The sequence below is a fragment of the Desulfofundulus luciae genome (assembly GCF_030813795.1).
Taxonomy (GTDB): Bacteria; Bacillota; Desulfotomaculia; order Desulfotomaculales; family Desulfovirgulaceae; genus Desulfofundulus; species Desulfofundulus luciae.
Genome location: NZ_JAUSUX010000026.1, coordinates 1 through 18422 on the forward strand (window position 1 = coordinate 1; position 18422 = coordinate 18422).

General features: G+C 58.0%; 12 protein-coding genes. 1 reads left to right on the top strand and 11 read right to left on the bottom strand.

Annotation, left to right across the window (positions count from 1 at the left end; translation table 11 throughout):
* Positions 1-404: 404 nt before the first annotated feature.
* Together yunB and tyrS are read right to left on the bottom strand one after the other, a co-directional pair.
* Entirely contained in the window at positions 405-1076 is a 672-nt protein-coding gene (yunB, locus tag J2Z49_RS12430; RefSeq protein ID WP_307403270.1) for a sporulation protein YunB, read from the bottom strand.
* Between the two features lie 213 nt (positions 1077-1289).
* The gene (gene tyrS / locus J2Z49_RS12435; protein ID WP_307403271.1) at positions 1290-2516 is read right to left on the bottom strand and encodes a tyrosine--tRNA ligase; all 1227 of its coding nucleotides are present in this window, start codon (positions 2514-2516) and stop codon (positions 1290-1292) included.
* A 154-nt stretch (positions 2517-2670) separates the two neighbouring features.
* On the opposite strand from tyrS, the gene J2Z49_RS12440 reads away from it, so the two are divergent.
* Positions 2671-5061: a transglycosylase domain-containing protein gene (locus J2Z49_RS12440; RefSeq protein WP_307403272.1), complete on the top strand. Its 2391-nt coding sequence runs from the start codon at positions 2671-2673 to the stop codon at positions 5059-5061.
* Between the two features lie 58 nt (positions 5062-5119).
* On the opposite strand, the gene J2Z49_RS12445 is transcribed toward J2Z49_RS12440, so the two are convergent.
* The 9 genes from J2Z49_RS12445 to cydD form a co-directional block, all read right to left on the bottom strand.
* Positions 5120-7477, bottom strand: a complete 2358-nt coding sequence (locus J2Z49_RS12445) for an endonuclease MutS2 (RefSeq protein WP_307403273.1) — start codon at positions 7475-7477, stop codon at positions 5120-5122.
* 65 nt (positions 7478-7542) lie between these two features.
* On the bottom strand, positions 7543-10098 hold the full coding sequence (locus tag J2Z49_RS12450) for a DUF3656 domain-containing U32 family peptidase (RefSeq protein ID WP_307403274.1): 2556 nt from the start codon (positions 10096-10098) through the stop codon (positions 7543-7545).
* An 18-nt stretch (positions 10099-10116) separates the two neighbouring features.
* Positions 10117-11073, bottom strand: coding sequence for a Nif3-like dinuclear metal center hexameric protein (locus tag J2Z49_RS12455; protein WP_307403275.1), 957 nt, complete (start codon positions 11071-11073; stop codon positions 10117-10119).
* A 472-nt stretch (positions 11074-11545) separates the two neighbouring features.
* Complete coding sequence (locus J2Z49_RS12460) at positions 11546-11800, bottom strand: SHOCT domain-containing protein (protein WP_307403276.1); 255 nt, start codon at positions 11798-11800, stop codon at positions 11546-11548.
* Between the two features lie 118 nt (positions 11801-11918).
* Positions 11919-12227, bottom strand: coding sequence for a hypothetical protein (locus J2Z49_RS12465; protein WP_307403277.1), 309 nt, complete (start codon positions 12225-12227; stop codon positions 11919-11921).
* A gap of 109 nt (positions 12228-12336) precedes the next feature.
* Positions 12337-12933, bottom strand: coding sequence for a DNA-3-methyladenine glycosylase (locus J2Z49_RS12470; RefSeq protein ID WP_013821776.1), 597 nt, complete (start codon positions 12931-12933; stop codon positions 12337-12339).
* Positions 12934-12941: 8 nt separating this feature from the next.
* On the bottom strand, positions 12942-14717 hold the full coding sequence (locus J2Z49_RS12475) for a PHP domain-containing protein (protein ID WP_307403278.1): 1776 nt from the start codon (positions 14715-14717) through the stop codon (positions 12942-12944).
* A 145-nt stretch (positions 14718-14862) separates the two neighbouring features.
* Positions 14863-16596 carry a thiol reductant ABC exporter subunit CydC gene (cydC, locus tag J2Z49_RS12480; protein ID WP_307403292.1) on the bottom strand — a complete coding sequence of 578 codons (1734 nt, stop codon included), beginning with the start codon at positions 16594-16596 and terminating at the stop codon, positions 14863-14865.
* A complete protein-coding gene (gene cydD, locus J2Z49_RS12485; RefSeq protein ID WP_307403279.1) occupies positions 16596-18365 on the bottom strand; it encodes a thiol reductant ABC exporter subunit CydD in 1770 nt (589 codons plus the stop codon). The genes cydC and cydD overlap by 1 nt, the downstream gene beginning before the upstream one ends.
* Between the last annotated feature and the right edge of the window lie 57 nt (positions 18366-18422).

Below are 18422 nucleotides of genomic sequence, written 5' to 3' on the forward strand. Positions count from 1 at the left end.
TTCCTGCAAGGTTCAGGCCGCTTCCGCACCTCTTAAAGGCGCTTCCGCCATACCTTCCCCTTTCCTTCTTCCTCCCTGTTTAGTTTTCAAGGACCGACACTTTTGTATTTTACTCGCCCATCCGACCTCTGTCAACACTTTTTTGTGCCGGCAGGCAAGGCTGTTAAAAATATGTTAACATTCCCATTGTGACTTCGTCAAGGGGGTTTTCCCCTTAATGTACTTTATTGACGCCATTTTAATGGCGACATCCTCTAATGTAGCATAACGCATGACACAGATCAACCTGTAATTTCTGGTACCGATTGTATCGCACCCGGGACGGCGTTTAACAATATAGTACGGCGAGTGTAATGGCGTCAATAATTTTTTCTCCGCGAAAAAAATTTTATACACATTATTCTTTAAGGATTGTTACCTGGATTAATGCTCTGCCCGCTTAAAAGGCCCCCCGGAATGTTAACAAAGGTACCCGGTACCTGGCCCACAATAATGCTTTCCACCAGGGGCACGCGGGTGGCCAACTGCGCGGTGGCACTGCGGGGAGGGACTACAATGCGCACTTCAGCATTAAAGTCCAAATATATGCGGTGCCGCGTCTGGTTGATACCGGCCTGTTCAAAACGGTCGTCCACCCTCACCCGCACACTGCCCACCGGTACGATGCCCACCGGAATGCGGGGGCCATAGCCGGCCAGCAACTGGGTGCCGGTAATTTGACCCAGGGGAATACGCAGTGATTCCCGTGACAACTGCTGCAGGGCAGATTGAACCATTAAAGTAACGTCTGCGGCAAACTGGTTAATTTTTAAGGTGTTGGCCTGCATCAATACTATATGCCCCTGGTTATCTTTGTGCACCTGAACGAAGTCCTGGTATTGCAGGTTGCTGTCGAAAACCTTCCGCTGCACCGCCCCGTTAATGGCCTCGGTGGCCATCTGGATGGCCCGGGTCTCGGCTATTTTAAAGATGGTGGGCTGCAGGATCCGGTCAACCCACAGGAACATGCCCAGGAGCAGGAAAAAAAACATGGTCCAGGCAACAAAGGCCCGGTAATTCCTGCGCCTTCTAAACAAACGGGTCACCTCTTTCCTTTTTAGAGGCTCCGGTTTTTATTTCCGGTGGGAAGCATTTTGTTCCTTTTATGGAGTAAATCTTGCCATGATTGTTCTTGAAACATTATATGTAACCCGGTCTGGACAGATAAGCTGTACTGAAGCGTCATGGGTATCTACTTTATAGAAAAAAAAAGAGCCGGCCCAAAGCCGGCAACGCATACTAGTCTTTTTTTAGGAGCGGCAGACCAATCTTAAAAATTTCCGCTTCCCGGCCCGGATGATCATGCCGTCCGCCGGGACCAGTTTCAAGTTGGGGTCTTCGACTTTTTCCCCGTTGATCTTGACTCCTCCCTGCTGGATTAACCGCCTGCCCTCGCTGGTACTGGACACCATGCCGGCCTGCTGGAGTAACCTGGGCAGCCAGATGCCGCCGTCTTCCAGCATGCCCGGCGAGACATGAAATTCAGGCACTTCATCGGGCAGATCGTGCTGCTGGAAAACGCGCTTGAATTCTTCCTCGGCCTTTAGCGCCGCCTCTTTCCCGTGATAAAAAGTTACTATCTCCCGGGCCAGTCGCATTTTGACATCCCGGGGATGCAGGCTGCCATCGACCAGTCCGGCGGCAATGCTGCGAACCTCTTCCAGGGGTACAGAGGTAACCAGTTCAAAGTAACGTACCATAAGCTCATCGGGCAGGGACATGGTTTTCCCGTACATTTCCCGGGGCGGCTCATCGATGCCAATGTAGTTCCCCAGGCTTTTGCTCATCTTCTGCACGCCGTCCAGACCTTCCAGAATGGGCATCATGATGGCTACCTGGGGCTCCTGACCGTATTCCCTTTGCAGCGTCCTGCCCATGAGCAGGTTAAACTTCTGGTCTGTTCCCCCCAGCTCGATATCCGCTTCCAGGGCTACCGAATCATAACCCTGCATGAGGGGGTAGAAAAACTCGTGAATGCTGATGGGCAGGCCTTCCCGGAAGCGGCGGGCAAAATCTTCCCGCTCCAGCATGCGGGCGACAGTATACTTTGCCGCCAGTTCGATAACCTGGGCAAAAGTAAGGGGTGCCAGCCACTGGCTGTTGAAAACCAATTTGGTTCGCTCTGGATCTAAAATCTTGAAAATTTGTCTTTCATAGGTGCGGGCATTGGCCAGCACCTCTTCTTCGCTGAGCTGTTTGCGGGTTTCGGTTTTCCCCGTGGGATCGCCGATGCGGGCGGTATAATCCCCCAGAATAATAATCGTTTCGTGGCCCAGTTCCTGGAACTGCCGCATTTTTTGAAGAACCACGGTATGGCCAAGATGAATATCGGGAGCCGTGGGATCCAGGCCCAGCTTCACCCGCAATGGGCGGCCCGTGGAGAGGGACCGCTTGAGCTTCTGCACCAGTTCCTCTTCGGAAATGATCTCTGCGGCACCCCGCTTGATGATCTCCAGTTGTTTATCTATGCCGAGCATTTTTCTTCTCCTTTCGCCTGCCTTTCCAGGTCACTACATTATATCAAAACGCAGAGCTACCTGACAAGGCAGTCTCCTGGCGGGGGATGGGGGATTAAACTTTATGCCAGTTATGTTATAATGCTGGTATGAAAGTCAGTAGGAGGCAAGAACATTGGCCAGAAAAAAGAAAAGAAGGTTGAATGTCTTTCGCCTGTTCATTTCTTTATTCCTGTTGCTCATGATTGCCAGCGGCGGGGCGGCGCTTGGGCTGATTGCCGTTAGCATCAGGGACCTGCCCGCCTGGAGTGAAGAAAAATTGCTCTCCAGTGCATCCACTTCCCTTTATGATCAAAATAATGAGCTGATCACCAGGGTAGGCGAGGAAAACCGCGTACCGGTAGACCTTAAGGACATACCCAAACATGTCCAGGAGGCCTTCCTGGCCATTGAGGACGTGCGCTTTTACCAGCATCATGGCGTGGACCTGCGGGGGATCGCGCGGGCGGCCTGGACGGATATTACCGGCGGCCGCATCCAGGAAGGCGGTAGCACCATTACCCAGCAACTGGTCAAGCTGTCTTTCTTGAGCCACGAACGGACTTTTAAAAGAAAGATTCAGCAGGTTATCCTGGCCGTCATGGTGGAAAGGCGCTACACCAAAGACGAAATCCTGGAGATGTACTTAAACAAGGTGTATTTTGGCGAGGGAGCCTATGGCATTCAGTCTGCCGCCGAGACATACTTCAATAAACCGGCCAGGGAGCTTACCTTATCAGAGGGCGCTCTTTTAGCGGGTTTGGTCCAGGCACCCAGCGCCTACAGCCCTTTCCGCAACCCCGAAGGGGCCATCAGGCGGCGCAACCTGGTTCTGGACAACATGGCCCGCTACGGGTTTATTACTGCCGAAGAGGCGGCCCAGGCCAGGGCCATTCAACTGGATGATATGCTCAAGCCGGGAAAAGGGCAGCAGTACCCCTATCCCTATTTTGTGGACTATGTAACGGAACAACTGGTGAATAAATATGGGACAGAACAGGTTTTTAAGGGAGGCCTGCGGGTATACACCACACTGGACCCGGTAATACAAGAGGCTGCGGAGAAGGCCATGTCCGACCCACGGAATTTTCCGGCCTCGGTACGGGATAACCAGGGTATTCTTCAACCCGAAGGGGCTGTAGTGGTACTCGATCCCCATACGGGGTACATAAAAGCCATTGTAGGCGGCCGGGAGCACACCCACCGGCTGCAATGGAACCGGGCAACCATGGCCCCGGGGAGGCAACCAGGCTCCACTTTCAAACCAATCATTGCCTATGGCCCGGCTATTGAATACAAGGGGATGGCCCCAGCCTCGGTAATTGACGACATCCCGGTAAAATACGGCAACTATACCCCCCGGAATTACGACGGGCGTTACCGGGGCCTGGTTACCATGCGCACCGCTATAGCCAAGTCCATTAATGTGGTGGCCGTCAGGGTGCTCATGGAACACGTGGGAATTGCCAATGCCCTTAAGTTTGCCCGGGGGCTGGGCATCAACCTCAACCCCAACACCCACGGCCCCAGCATGGCCCTGGGAGGCCTGCACGAGGGCGTCACCCCTTTGCAGATGGCCGCCGCTTACGGTGCTTTTGCCAACCAGGGCATATACTTGGAGCCCACGGCCATCACCCGGGTGGAAGATGCCAGCGGCCACGTTATTTATGAATACCAACCAAAACCTGTCCAGGCTATGAAGGCAACCACCGCATACCTTATTACAGACATGCTCAAAACCGTTATAGAAAGCGGCACCGGCACTAACGCCAGAATAGGTCGTCCTGCGGCGGGCAAAACGGGCACCTCGGACCAGGGTAAGGATCTGTGGTTTGCCGGATACACCCCGGAGCTGGTAGGGGTGGTGTGGATCGGCTACGACAAGCCCAGGGCCATGCCCCACGAATTCGGCGGGCGCTACCCGGCCCTTATCTGGCGTCAAATCATGACCCAGGCTCTTAAAAACACACCGGTACGGGACTTCCCCAGGCCCGGGGGGATCGTCAGCGCCACGGTGGACAGCAAATCGGGGCTGCTGCCGGGTCCCAATACGCCTCCTTCCGACCTGGTTTCCGATCTTTTTGCCCAGGGAGCCGTACCCACCCGGGTTGATGATACCCATGTGCTGGTAGAAGTATGTGCCACTACCGGTCAGCTCCCCAACCAGTATTGTCCGGACCGGATCACTAAAGTGATGATCAAACTGCCCTATAACGTACCCAGCTTTGTCGAGGACTATGCCCAGCGGGTACCCACGACGGTCTGCACGTTACACACAGCCGAAGAGCCGGCACCACCTCCGGAGAGCCCGGGTCAACCAGACCAGCCGGGCCAGCCCGGACAACCCGGGGAGGTAATTCCGGCTCCGCCCGGCCAGCCCAATCCGCCGGGCCAGTCCGACACGGGGCTAAACCAGCTTCCGGAACCACAGGGACAAAGGAGAAACGGCCAGGGACCGATAAGGGTGCTGCGGGAAGAAATTAACCCCGGCCTGGATTGGTTCCGCAATAAAAAGTGGGCCGAATAAGAGAACAAAAAGTCAAGGGGCCGTTGCTGCCGGATAGCAGCCGGCCCCTTACCCTTTATCAAACCAGCTCCACAACGGTAACCCCCGTACCCCCTTCACCATGCTCGCCCAACCGGAAGGATTTTACGCGCCGGTCCGTTTTCAACTGCTGCTGGATGGCCGCCCGCAGGGCTCCGGTACCTTTGCCGTGAACCAGGTAGACCCGGGATAACCCGGCTAAAGTGGCATCGTCCAGGTACTTCTCCACCTCCTGCAGGGCTTCTTCTGCCCGCAGGCCCCGCAGGTCGAGCCTGGTGGAAATGGAGCGGGTTTTATCCTGTACCAGTGAAGCCACCCGCACCTCCCCCCGGGAAGTCTCATCTTCTGCTGGCAAGCGCAGTTCCGCAAGGGGTACATTGATTTTGATCATACCTACCTGTACCTGTACTTCCCCTGCCTCCGGCAGGGCCACCACAGTACCCCGCTGGTTAAACCGGGGCAAAAAGACTGTTTGACCTACGCTCACCGATTCGGGAATCACACCCGGGTCCGGTCTAGAAACTGTAGTCCGGGGTTGTAGGCGCTCCTGCATTCCCGCCAGCTTCTCCCTGGCCTCCCTGATGGCCTCCTCCCGTACCCTGGCCGCTTCATCGGCCAGCCGCGCTCGCAGTTCCTTTATGGCCTCTTCCGACTCCTGCCTGGCCCGTTTAACGAGCTGCCGGGCCTCTTCCCGGGCCCGGGACAGAATGCTTTCCCGCCGCGCAGCCAGCTCATCCCTTAAGGCCCGGTACCGTTCTTTCAATTCTTCAGCCTCCTGCCGCATGTGCCGGGCCTCCTCCAGCTCCCGTTCCGCCTGCTGGCGGGCCCGTTCCAGCTGTTGCATGAGGTCGGCCACCTGTACTTGTTCTGCGGTCATGAAGCTCCTGGCCCGCTCCACCAGGTCCGGGGCCAGACCCAGCCTGAGAGCTATCTCAAAGGCATTGCTCGAACCGGGCTTGCCAATCAACAGCCGGTAGGTGGGCTTCAAAGTGACGGCATCAAATTCCACACTGGCATTTTCCACCCGTTCCCGGGCACAGGCAAAGTTCTTTAATTCGCTGTAATGGGTGGTGGCCACGGTTTTGGCGCCCGTTTCGTGCAGCCTTTCCAGGATGGCCTGGGCCAGGGCCGCTCCTTCGACCGGATCGGTACCGGCGCCCAGTTCATCCAGGAGAACCAGGCTGCCCTGGCCGGCCTGGTTTAAAATTTGTACAATGTTGGTGAGATGAGAAGAAAAGGTGCTCAGCGATTGTTCAATGCTCTGTTCGTCCCCGATGTCCGCAAAGACTTCATCAAAAATGCCCAATTCACTACCCTCGCCGGCGGGGATGTGCAAGCCCGACTGGGCCATCAGGGCAAGCAGGCCAACCGTTTTTAAAGTCACGGTCTTTCCACCGGTGTTGGGGCCGGTGATAACCAGGGTATCAAACTGGTAACCCAAATGAATGGATATGGGAACCACGTTGCCGGAGAGCAACGGGTGCCGGGCCTGCCTTAAATTTAGCCTGGGCGCCGGGAGCAACCGGGGCCCTACAGCATCCAGATGCTCGCTGTAACGGGCCCGGGCCATGATAAAGTCCATCTGACCCAGGGCCTCCAGGGACAGGGCCAGCTCCTCACCCCTTGCCGCCACGGCGCCGGAAAGCTCGCCTAAAATCCTGGCGATTTCCTGTTTTTCCGCCACCTGCAGGCGGCGCACCTCATTGTTGCTTTCCACCACGGCCATGGGCTCGATGAAAAGGGTGGCGCCGCTGGCCGACTGGTCGTGGACTATTCCCGGCACCTGGGCCCGGTATTCCTGCTTCACGGGCACCACATAGCGCCCTTCCCGGATGGTGACTATCGGATCCTGCAGGTACTTCTGGTAGGCAGGGGAACGGACGATATTTTCCAGTTGCTCCTTCACCTGTTGCTGGGCGCGCTGGAGCCGGCGCCGGATGGTGGACAGGGTCGCGGAGGCATCGTCAGCGATCTCACCTCCGGGCAAAATGGCCCTGCCGATTTTCTTCTCCAATTCGCTGAAATTACCTATATTAAGGGCAATCTCTTCCAGAAGGGGGTAGCGCCCCGGGCGATCGGCAAAAAACCTCCTGATTCTCCGGCAGGCCCCCAGGGTCTGGCCTATTTCAAAGAGCTCCTGTGGTTCCAGCACGGCACCCCGGACGACCCTCTGGAGGTACTGGCGAATATCATGCCACCCTCCCAGCTCGGTGCCGGGCTCCAGGCGCAGGAGTTCCCTGGCCTGGGTGGTTTGGGCCAGCATGGTATGAATGGCCTGCCTGTCCGTTACCGGGCGCAAGGAGAAGACCCGTTCCCGGCCCAGGGGAGAAATGGTGTACCGGGCCAGGTGTTCCAGCACTTTGTCGTATTCCAGTCGTTTTAGTGTACGCTCATCCATAGTTGATCCCCTATTATCATAGCACTTCCGCCAGTTAGTTGCACCCGGAAAATTAAAGGGGTGGTTCATTCCACCCCCCGGTAGTAATGACCCCTGGTCAGGCCGGCGGGACTGTATTGCTGCAGGCGTTCCCGCAGCCGGGTAAGCTCGCCGGCATCCCCGGCCGGGTTCAAGGAGAGGGCCCGGCGGTAGGCGTCCACGGTGACCCGGGCATATTCCGCCCCCCGTCCCCGGCCGTCGATACGCAAGGCGGCTACGCCCATCTCCGCAAATTTGTGCACGTCGTTCACCAGGCAGAGATCCCGGGAATTAAACAGATGCATGCGGCAAAACTGGTCCACTTCCAGGGGGAAAACGGCTCCCACCCGGTCCTTGAGGGCACAGCGACGGCCACAGCAGGGACTGCTGCAGTTCCGGCCGGGAGCCAGGCCCCCTAAAAGGCTCCCCAGGGCGCAATACCGGGAAACCATCAACTCCACCGCCCCCTGGACCAGGACCTCGGCGGCAAAATGCCCCCCGCTCACCAGGGCGGCCACCTGCTCCATGGTCAATTCCGGGGAGAGAGCCAGCTGGACGGCACCCTGGTCTAAAAGATAAGCGGCGGTACGGAGGTTGAAAACGTTGAAGGCCAGGTCGGCATACAAGGGCAGGCCCGTGCGGGCTACCCGGTCAATTAATCCGAGGTTCCCCGCCAGTACGCCCTGGGCCGGCAGGTTTGTGGCCAGATCCAGCAGCCGCTCCACGGCAGCCATTTCCGGGTCATGGATTATCCGGGGCGTGGAAAGGATAAAGCGAACACCATGTTTTTTGCAGATTTCCGCCCCCCGGCGGATTTCTTCTTCCCCCACGGGAGGACCGGAGCGAAAACTTTCTCCTCCAAAATAGACCTGATCCACCCCGGCAGAAACGGCGGCCTCCAGGGAGGCCAGGTCGGTAACCGCTATGGAAAGCAAAGGCCGTTTGCCAGGAGACCAGCCGGCGGGTAGGGCCCGGCCCGTGGCCTTCACCCGGGCCCCCGCCAGTCTGCGCGCAAAGACATCCTCCGGTAAGGGAGGTGCCGGCCGGGCCGATTTGATAATGGCCGCCTCCATCTCCTCTAAGGCTTGGCGACGGGCCTCGTTAATTTCCCCCACGGGCACAATGACATTATCGTCCAGCTCGCAGCGCACATCCTTCAAGGCAAAGGGGGTATTCCCCAGGCGGTCGAGCTGTTCTTTTAAAAACTCGGGGGTCAGGGGTCTTTTGACCGCCGGCTGAGCGGGAGTAAGGCCGGTTCCCAACCCGCTGTGCCCGGCATCGTCCTCGACCCGCACCCGGAACGGCTCCCCCAGCCGGACTCTCACGTGGAATGTTACCGGTCTCTTGCGCACCTCCCGGGGGGAGGCAAAGGTAGCCCGGGCCCGTTCCATTAAAAACGCATCGTGGGTTTTGAACAGGCGGTCCTGGGGCCGCACCTCCCGGGGCAGGGAAATCTCCACCACACTACCGGCCGGGGCCTGTTCCACCTGCCGACCCTTCTCCCAGATGGCATGCACTTCCACACCCACCCGGCCGCCCCGGCTCACCCAAACCTCCACCCCGTCCCCTACCCGCAGGGGCTCTTCCAGGGCCACTTCCGCCCGGCGGGTATGGGGGTGGTAGCGAACCACGCGGCCGAGGAATAGCCCCCGGTTGTTGGGCCGCTTATAACTCATCAGTTCGTACCCGGGACGGCCGTAAAAGTAGCCGGTGGTAAAGTCACGGTTAAAAATTTGGGCCAGATCCCTGGCCTCTTCCGGCGTAATGTAAAAATCCTCCTCCACCATGGCCCGGTCGATGAGGTTCCGGTAGATCCTTACCACTGTGGCTACGTACTCCGGTCGTTTCATGCGCCCTTCTATTTTAAAGGAGCTTATCCCTGCGCGGATGAGATCGGGCAGGTGCCCGGAGAGGTTGAGATCCCGCGGGCTCAACAGGTACTCCCCTACTTCCCGGGAATCCACCACCGGCCGCCCCCTTTCATCCACCAGGGTATAGCGCAGGCGGCAGGGTTGGGCACAGCGGCCCCGGTTACCGCTGCGGCCGCCGATCATACTGGACAGAAGGCACTGGCCGGAGTAACAAATGCAGAGGGCGCCGTGGATGAAAACCTCCAGCTCGGCGCCGGTAGCCTCCTTGATATCCCTGATCTCTTTTAAACTCATTTCCCGGGCCAGCACCACCCGCCGGAAACCCAGGGCCAGGAGTTTTTCCACTCCCGCCCGGTTATGGACGGTCATCTGGGTGCTGGCATGCAGGGGCAACTCGGGAAGCACCTGCCGGGCCAGGTTCGCCAACCCCAGATCCTGCAAGATCACCCCGTCGGCTCCGGCCTGCTGCAGAAAATGGAGAAAGCGAGCCGCATCTTCCAGCTCTTCATCCGACAGGAGGATATTGACGGTAACGTAGACCTTTACACCCCGGATGTGGGCGTAATCTACAGCCCGTTGCAGTTCCTCGTGATCAAAATTGGCCGCACCCTGCCGGGCGTTATACAGTTTGCCGCCCAGGTAAACGGCATCGGCACCATTTTGTACCGCCGCCACCAATGCCTCCCAATCTCCGGCCGGGGCCAGCAGTTCGGGTTTAGCGGACCGGGTCAAAGGCTGCTCCCTCCAATGCTAAGACCGGCGGCTGAATCTTAAGAGCCCCGCGCAGGGAATGATTTCCACGCCCCTGGCCTCCAGTTCGTCCAGAAACAGGTTCATGCCCAGGGAATCGCTGGCCATGTGGCCGGCAATGATTACGTTGATGTGGTTTTTTTCCGCCTCTTTACGGTGCTTTTCGCCCATATGCATGACCAGAAGCGTTCCCACCCCGGCCTGGGCCAGCTTGGCGTAGGCATCCTCCGAGCCGCTGGTGCCCCCGGTCATGTCCACCATGATCCTGCCGGCACGGCGTTCCCTGGCTCCCACCACAATGGTCGGGCCGGCCTTATATTTTATGGCCTCCCTGTATTCGGGCTGTTCCTTGAGCAGTTTTAAAACATCCCCCAGCGTTTCCGGCTGCTTTTCATCCATCAGCTTCTGCAGGTAGGAAGCCACCAGGTTATCGGCAGCCGTGTGCACACTCATGAAAGCCAGCCCTAAAATCTGTGCGGCATCCACGGCCCGGTTGTGGTTCAAGGGCAGGATGCTCCGCTTGACCTCGGCAATCCGGGAGGACATGATTCCCTCGGCCACGTTAATGGGCACGCCAAAGCGGGCCAGCACATCCTCCTGCAGGTGCATCACCTGGTAGAGGGAGGCCATGGCCTTCCCTTCCGGGTGATGGGAGATGATCAGGTCCACCGGCCGGCCCTTTTCCCCCAGCCGGTCGGCCAGCAAAACTTCCCCCACTTCCATATCAATACCCACCAGCACCCGGCGCACTTCCCTTTCCGGATCACCCACCAAAACGCGGGTGTCATCGTAGGGATTGACCAGCCGCTCCAGGTCATATTCCTCTTTCTCATCTTCCTTCATTTTTTCGTACTTTTCCTTTTCCCGGGCCAGGAATTTTTGTACGGCCTCCAGGCCGCGGGGATCGTTTTCCATGCCTTTGGCAATAGCCAGTTCGTAGATTTCCCGGATCTTCATCTGCATCCTCCTGTTCTTTATATTCGGGGTCTTCTATATTTATCTTTCCAATGGCGCTTAACAAAAATCTCCCGGCTTTAATTGCCAATTTCCTCATGCTATTTTGTAAACTTCGCCCTGACCGTGGTAATTTCCTGCGTTAAAAAGCCGGGCGCATAATTTAAAAGCGCCCGGCCCGGGAGGTCTTAGCTGTTATGAGGCATCATAGGGGAAGAATCCGCGGCCAAAGAACAACAGGATCAGAATCAGGAAGAGGATGAAGGAGAATCGGCCATAGTAATAGTAACCAGGATCGGGAGCCATATGTTTTCCTCCTTTCTTCTGAGGCTTATCAGCTTTAATACAAGGTATGCACAGCCACTGGTAAAATGTTCCATAGTACAGAAGATATTTTCTACATGTGTGGCATGTCAATGGAAAGGGTTTCATACGGCTCCCGTAAATACAATATCCCGTCGTAGACACCCTTTATTTATTCTTTGCGCAGCTCTTCTTTCAGCCGGTGGTATTCTTCAGCAGAAATTTCCCCCCGAGCATAGCGCATTTTTACAACTTCCACTGGATCCGGACCGGTTGTTACCACATTATTTTTGTTGCGCCGTTCCCACAAATAAAAGCCCAGGTAAATTAAACCTAACAGAAGGGCCAGGGGAAGGAGCATGTACAGCAGCATAGCCAGACCCCAGCCAAGGTTGCCAAGCCAGTTGCCAAATCCATAGTACATCATTTTTTTCTCCCTCCTTTGCTCATTTTAAGCGCGGGAAGACATAGCCACTCCCGCGCGGGTTCTGGCTTAGTATGGAAACATCCACTATCAGCAGGCTAACGCCTTTATTATTCTTTCCTTAGAAGCCACCCATCATGCCGCCCATCATGGGACCCATGCCGTATTGGTTATGAAATTCCCTCATGTACTGAAAGTGCTGGCGCCAAGCCCTGGCCTGATCCGGTGTTACCTGACCACTTTGTTCAGCCTGGTCGACCCAGTACAGATGCTGCTGAAACATTTGATCGAAGAAGCTGGTCGGCACTTGAGCATTCTGGCTGACATTGCCGTCAATCCGGTCATTTCCGGCAACCGCCGCATAGGCCGCAGGTACAGCCAGTGCTACTATCAGGGCCACAACTACCAGGAACCAAAACCGTTTCTTCATGACCACCACTCCTTTTTGGTTTTTGTTCTGCTAACACTATAGCATTCAGGATTTACAAAACCTCTACGTAATTGTTGCTAAAATGTTAAAAAAAAGCCGGCTAGCGCAATCATTTTTTTGAAACATAGGCACTGTCCCGCAGATAAAAACGCAAAGGCAGATCAGATCCTTCTTTTATGCCGATGCGGGTGGTGGTGACCACCGGGAGAGGTTTCCCCTCCCCCCGGCAGAGGAAAAGCGGGCCTTTAGTTAAATCGCAACCGTTATGCTCCCGGGTGATGCCCATGGCCTGCACCAGGCGGGCCGGCCCGCTGCACAACTCGGCCAGTTTTTCCCGCCCCCTCCTGGCCCGCATGAGCTCAATCCCCGCCACCGGTTCCAGGGCCCTGATCAAAACCGCCTCACCAACCCCTTCTTCCCGGGTGACCACGTTAAAGCAGTAGTGCATACCGTAAATAAAATACACGTAGGCATGGCCGGGCGGGCCAAACATCACCCGGTTCCGCGGGGTCATCCCCCGGGAGGCGTGACAGGCAGGGTCCCCCTGCAAATAGGCCTCCGTTTCCACAATCAGGCCAGCCGTCAAGCCTTCGCCACTGTCATGAACCAGGTAGTGCCCGATTAATTCCCGGGCCACCAGAACGGTATCCCGCTCGTAAAAAGAGCGGGGCAGGACCAGTGAGAAATCGATTGTCTTTTCCCCCATACTACCCCCTACTGCTTCCCCAGCAGTTTTAATAAATCCGGCAGGTCCAGGGTGTTCACCACGTCCTCCGGACCCAGCCAGGCCCGGCGCGCCACGGCCACCCCGTAGGGCATCTCATCCAGGCGCCTTAAATCGTGGGCATCGGTATTCACAGCCAGCTTCACGCCGTAGTCCCGGGCCAGGCGGGCATAGTGCTCGTTAAGGTCCAGGCGGTCGGGAGAAGAGTTGATTTCCAGGATCTTTCCGTATTTTGCCGCCGCTTCCAGGACCCTTTCCACGTCCAGGGCGTAGGCCTCCCGCTCGCCTAAAAGGCGGCCGGTGGGGTGCCCGATAATGTCCACGTGCTCATTTTCGATGGCCTGCAGGACCCGGCTGGTCAGGTTCTCTTTATCCTGGCGAAAGCCGCTGTGTACCGAGGCCACCACCACGTCGATTTCGGCCAGCACTTCGTCGGGAAAGTCAAGGCCGCCCCTGGCCAGAATGTCCACTTCAATCCCCGTGAGGATGCGAAAGTCCTTCTCCTTTTCGTTCAGTTCCTCTATCAGGCGGTGTTGTTCCTGCAGACGCTCCAGGGACAGGCCCCGGGCAACGGTGAGGGAACGGGAGTGGTCGGTAATGGCCACATAACGGTAACCCTTCTCCTTTGCCCGCTGTACCATCTGGAAGATGGAATTGGCCCCGTCGCTCCAGTCGCTGTGCACGTGCAGGTCGCCCTTTACGTCCTTAACCTCTAAAAGCCGGGGCGGATCCCCTAGAGCGGCCAGTTCCACCTCTCCCCTGCCTTCCCGCAATTCAGGAGGCACGGGCCACAAGCCCAGCCGGCGGTAGATGTACTCTTCCTCCCGTGGCAGAGGTGCCCCGGGAACAGGAGGAACGGGGGCGGGAGCATTTTCAAGGACGGACTCATCATTGCCCGAAGGAGAATCTGCACCAACCAGTCCCCGCATATCCAGATGATAGCCCCTTTTGGCGGCCAGGGCCTGTAACTGGCGCCAGTGTTCGGCGCTTCCCGTGGCCCACAACAGGGCAGCCCCGTAGGCCGGCAGGCCAACCACGCGCAGTTCTACGGGCACCCCCCACCAGGTCTGGACCCGCATCCGGCCACTCTCCCGCACCAGCACTTCCCTTACCCGGCGATATGCCGCCAGAGTATCAAATAACGGCTCCGGTTCTTCAGCCGCAGCCACCAGCAGGATTTCATCAACCGTTTCCTGCCAGCGCCGGATCCCCCCCGCCACTGTTACCTTATACACACCCGGCGTATCCTGAATGTAGGAGGCCAGCTCACCGGCTATTTCCCGGGCCAAAGGCAAAAGGATGCGCCCCCGCCGGCTGCGCACCAGCTCGATGCTGCGCAGGATTTCCTGTTCGGTTTTGACCCCCATTCCTCTAAGCGCCCGCACTTTTTTCTGGCGGGCCGCCTCTTCCAGCTCAGCCAGGGAGGTGATGCCCAACTGCTCATGTAAGAACCGGGCCCGTTTCGGCCCGATACCCGGCAGGGCCATCACTTCCAGAATTCCCGAAGGCCATTTCCGGCGGAGCTCCTGCAGTTTTTTCATCTCCCCGGTAGTAATTAGCTCATCAATTTTGGCCAGGATGTTTTTGCCGATGCCGGGAACCCTGGCCAGGGTTCCCCGGCGGTACAGCTCTTCAACCGGTTCTTCAAGGCCGGCAATCGCTCTGGCCGCCCGCCGGTAGGCCCGGATTTTGAAAAAATCCTCGCCCTCAAATTCCAATAGATCTGCCAGCTCCCGGAAGGCCCATGAGATCTCCATGTTCTGCATGGTCTTTGACTCCTCAGGAAACAAGTGGCTATGTTAAGCTATCTGTGCCAACATAATTTTTACCTCCAACATATTTACCATACCAGGAAATTTTCCTTTCGGCAAACCGTAACCTGGCTAAATCTTTGACACATATATAAAAACTTTACCTGGCCAGGACCTGGTGCTGCAGATCCCACAGCCGGCGGTAGAGCCCATTGTACCGTAGAAGCTCCTCGTGCCGCCCCCGTTCCACCACCCGCCCGCCGTCAAGAACCAGAATCTTGTCCATAACCTCCATACCCACCAGGCGATGGGTGATCACCAGGGTGGTACGCCCCTGCATCAAGAAGTAGACGGCACCCATTATTTCCCGCTCCGTTACCGGATCAAGACCGGCGGTAGCCTCGTCCAGCACCAGGATGGGGGCATTTTTAAGCAGGGCCCGGGCAATAGCCAGCCGCTGGCGCTGACCACCGGAAAGTTTAAAGCCCCCTTCCCCCACGCAGGTATCGTACCCCCGGGGAAGGGTTTGAATAAAATCGTGAATTTGGGCGCGGCGGGCAGCCGCAATGAGTTCCTCCTCGCTGGCTCCGGGCCTGGCCAGCAGGAGGTTTTCCCGAATGGTGGCGTTGAAAAGATGGGTGTGCTGGGTAACCACCCCCAGCAGGTGCCGCAGGTCCTCCGGGGAATACTTTTTAAGCTCGTGTCCCCCCAGGTAAATGACCCCTTCCTGGTAATCCCAGAAGCGCAGGAGCAGGTTCACTATGGTGCTTTTTCCTGCCCCGCTGGGGCCGACAATGGCCAGGCGGCCCCCTGCCGGCAGTACGAAATCCACCCCGTCTAAAACATAGGGTTCGCCTTCGGCATAGCGAAAGCGCAGCCTCTCCACCCGCAGGCCGTACCCTTCAGGAGCGGGCGAGGGTCCGGGCGGCCCGGCAACCACCGGCCCGGCGCCGGCAAGGGCTAAAAGCCTTTTTCCTGCCACCAGGCTTTCCTCAAGGTGCTGAAAAACCATGGGCAGGGGCAGAACGGCTTCGAAGCTGCTCAGGGCTCCCAGGACCAGCATGGCCAGGTAGACCCCGTCCAGTTTACCCCCGGCCACCATGGGGATGGCCAGCAACAGGATCGACCACAGGGCCAGGTTCATGGCCAGGCTCAGGATGGCATTGGAAAGCCCGCCAAGACCGGCCACCCGCCCCTGCAGACCCAGCAACTGCCGGCCGAGCGCTCCGACCCGTTTTTTTTGCCGCTCTTCCTGGCCAAAGGCCAAAATCTCCGTCACACCATCGATGGCGTCCACCAGATGGGCGTTAAGCTCTGCCCTGACCTCCACCATCCGCTGGCCCAGGCCCCTGCTAAACCTCCTGATTAAAAGGGGCGCTACCACACCGGCAACCAGGTAAAACCCTAACAGGATCAAGGCCAGCCTGAGCTCAAACCTGGCTAAAAAGGCAAAGGTTCCCGCCAGCACGAAAATGGCCACCAGCGGCGGAGCCAGCACCCGCAGGTAAAAGCGCTCCAGGGTTTCCACATCGGCCACCATACGGGCCAGGAGGTCTCCGCTGCGGTAATCCACCAGCCCGGCCGGGGCCAGAGGTTCAATGGACTGGTAAACCCAGGCGCGGAGGCGGCCCAGCACCCGGAAGGTGGCATCATGGGTAAGATAACGCTCCAGGTAGCGGCACACCGCCCGGGAAATCCCGCAGAAGCGCACCCCGGTGGAAACCACCAGCAATTCCGAAACCGGTGGATGCAGGGCGGCACTGGCAATTAAAAATGCCGCAGTGGCCATTAAGCCAATGCTGCTGCCCACGGTTAAAAAACCAAGAATGACCCCTAAAAGCATGGCCTTCCAGTGTGGGGCAATCAAGACCAAAAGACGGATAAAAACTCCCATCATTGGACACCCCCGTAGGCGCCGACCAGGCGCCGGTAGACCCCCTGCCGTTTGAGGAGTTCCTCGTGCTGCCCTGTTTCCACCACCCGCCCTCCCTGCAGGACCAGGATGCGGTGGGCCCGGTAAACGGTGGCCAGGCGGTGGGCAATAACCAGCACCGTGCGCCCCGCCATCAGGCGTTCCAGGGCCTGGCGGACCAGCTCCTCCGTGGCGGGATCCAGGCCGGCAGTGGCTTCGTCCAGAATTAATAGGGGCGCATTCTTGAGAAAGGCCCGGGCTATAGCCAGGAGCCGGGCCTGCCCGCCGCTCAAGCGGATTCCCCCTTCGCCCACAGGGGTGTCATACCCCCGGGGCAGGCCCTGGATAAAGGGGTGTGCCCCGGCCAGCCGGGCCGCTTCCACCACCTCTTCCATGGAAGCCCCGGGGCGACCCAGGCGGATGTTACCGGCCACGTTCCCGTAAAAAAGATGGGGATGCTGGGGCACCAGGGCCACATAACGCCGCCACTGGCCTGCGGAAATCTGCTCCAGGGGGACACCGTTCACGGTGATCCGGCCGCTCTGGGGCTCTATAAACCGCAAAAGCAGGCTGGCTACGGTACTCTTCCCCGCCCCGCTGGGTCCTACCAGGGCCACCCGTTCCCCGGGTGCCAGCTCAAAGGAGATTCCCCGCAATGCCGGCCGTTCCCCGCCCTCGTAGGAGAAATGTACATCCCGGAAATGGATGTGCAGTCCCTTTTCCTGCGACAGGGCCGTTTCTCTTAAGGCAGACTGTTCGATATGAAGGGCCTTTTCCTGTGGCAGGGCCCCTTCCCCCGCCGGAGTTTCCAGCAGGGCGAAAATGCGGCCGGCCGCGCTGACCCCGGCCAGGCCGGCATGAAAATATGTGCCTAAAAGCTTGAAGGGCAGGTAAAATTCCGGGGCCAGGAGCAAAAGAAACAGGGCCTCTTCAAAGGGGATTCGCGCGTAGACCAGGCGCAAGGCCACCGTAACCGCCACCAGAGCGGTACTGATGGTGGCCAGGAATTCCAGCGCCAGGGCGGAAAGAAAGGCCACCCGCAATACGCCCAGGGAGGTTTTACGGAAACGGTCGCTAATCAGGGCAATGACCCGGGCCTGGGCCTTGCTCCGGCCAAAGATTTTCAAAGTGGAGAGACCCTGCAAAACGTCCAGGAAGTGGGCGTTCATCCGGCTCAAAGTTTCCCACTGTTGCCGGGTAAGGGTCTGGGCCCAACCGCTGATCAGGTACATAAATAAAGGAATGAGGGGAGCGGTAAAAAGTAAAATGAACCCCGACGTTAGATCCAGGGGAAAGACAAACCCCAGGACGGCCAGGGGCACCAGGGCGGCCAGGGCCAACTGGGGCAGGTAGCGGGCGAAATAGGTTTCTACCGCTTCGACTCCCTCCACCAGGAGATTGACCAGTTCCCCGCTGCGCTGCTCCCCCCGTACATAAACCGGACCCAGGGCCAACAGGTGCTCCAGGAGACGCTGGCGCAGGTCGTGTTTGATCCGGGCGGCCACCCGGAAAGCCATAACTTCACTTATCCAGGCCAGCATAGCCCGAAAAATAATGACCCCCAGGAGGGCCAAAAGCAAGGGCCATACCCCGCTCAAGTCCTGCCCCTCGAGAAAAACCCGGCTCACCACCCGGGCAATACATCCCGCCTGGACCACCGCTAAAAGACCCGCCCCCAGGCCCAACCCTACGGTCAGGGCCAGCAAAAAACGCCCTGCCCGGGCCTCCCGCCAGAGCCTTTTGTCCACCACTTCAGTTCAACCCTCCCGTTATTGTTTAAACGCGGATTACCCTTTTCCTCTTAATGA

Bases quoted from the DNA above. Each gene is read 5' to 3' on its own strand.
- tyrS (WP_307403271.1), bottom strand. From the start codon at position 2,516: ATGCTCGGCATAGATAAACAACTGGAGATCATCAAGCGGGGTGCCGCA.
- J2Z49_RS12465 (WP_307403277.1), bottom strand. From the start codon at position 12,227: ATGAAGAAACGGTTTTGGTTCCTGGTAGTTGTGGCCCTGATAGTAGCA.
- J2Z49_RS12455 (WP_307403275.1), bottom strand. From the start codon at position 11,073: ATGAAGATCCGGGAAATCTACGAACTGGCTATTGCCAAAGGCATGGAA.
- J2Z49_RS12460 (WP_307403276.1), bottom strand. From the start codon at position 11,800: ATGATGTACTATGGATTTGGCAACTGGCTTGGCAACCTTGGCTGGGGT.
- J2Z49_RS12470 (WP_013821776.1), bottom strand. From the start codon at position 12,933: ATGGGGGAAAAGACAATCGATTTCTCACTGGTCCTGCCCCGCTCTTTT.
- cydC (WP_307403292.1), bottom strand. From the start codon at position 16,596: ATGGGAGTTTTTATCCGTCTTTTGGTCTTGATTGCCCCACACTGGAAG.
- J2Z49_RS12475 (WP_307403278.1), bottom strand. From the start codon at position 14,717: ATGCAGAACATGGAGATCTCATGGGCCTTCCGGGAGCTGGCAGATCTA.
- J2Z49_RS12445 (WP_307403273.1), bottom strand. From the start codon at position 7,477: ATGGATGAGCGTACACTAAAACGACTGGAATACGACAAAGTGCTGGAA.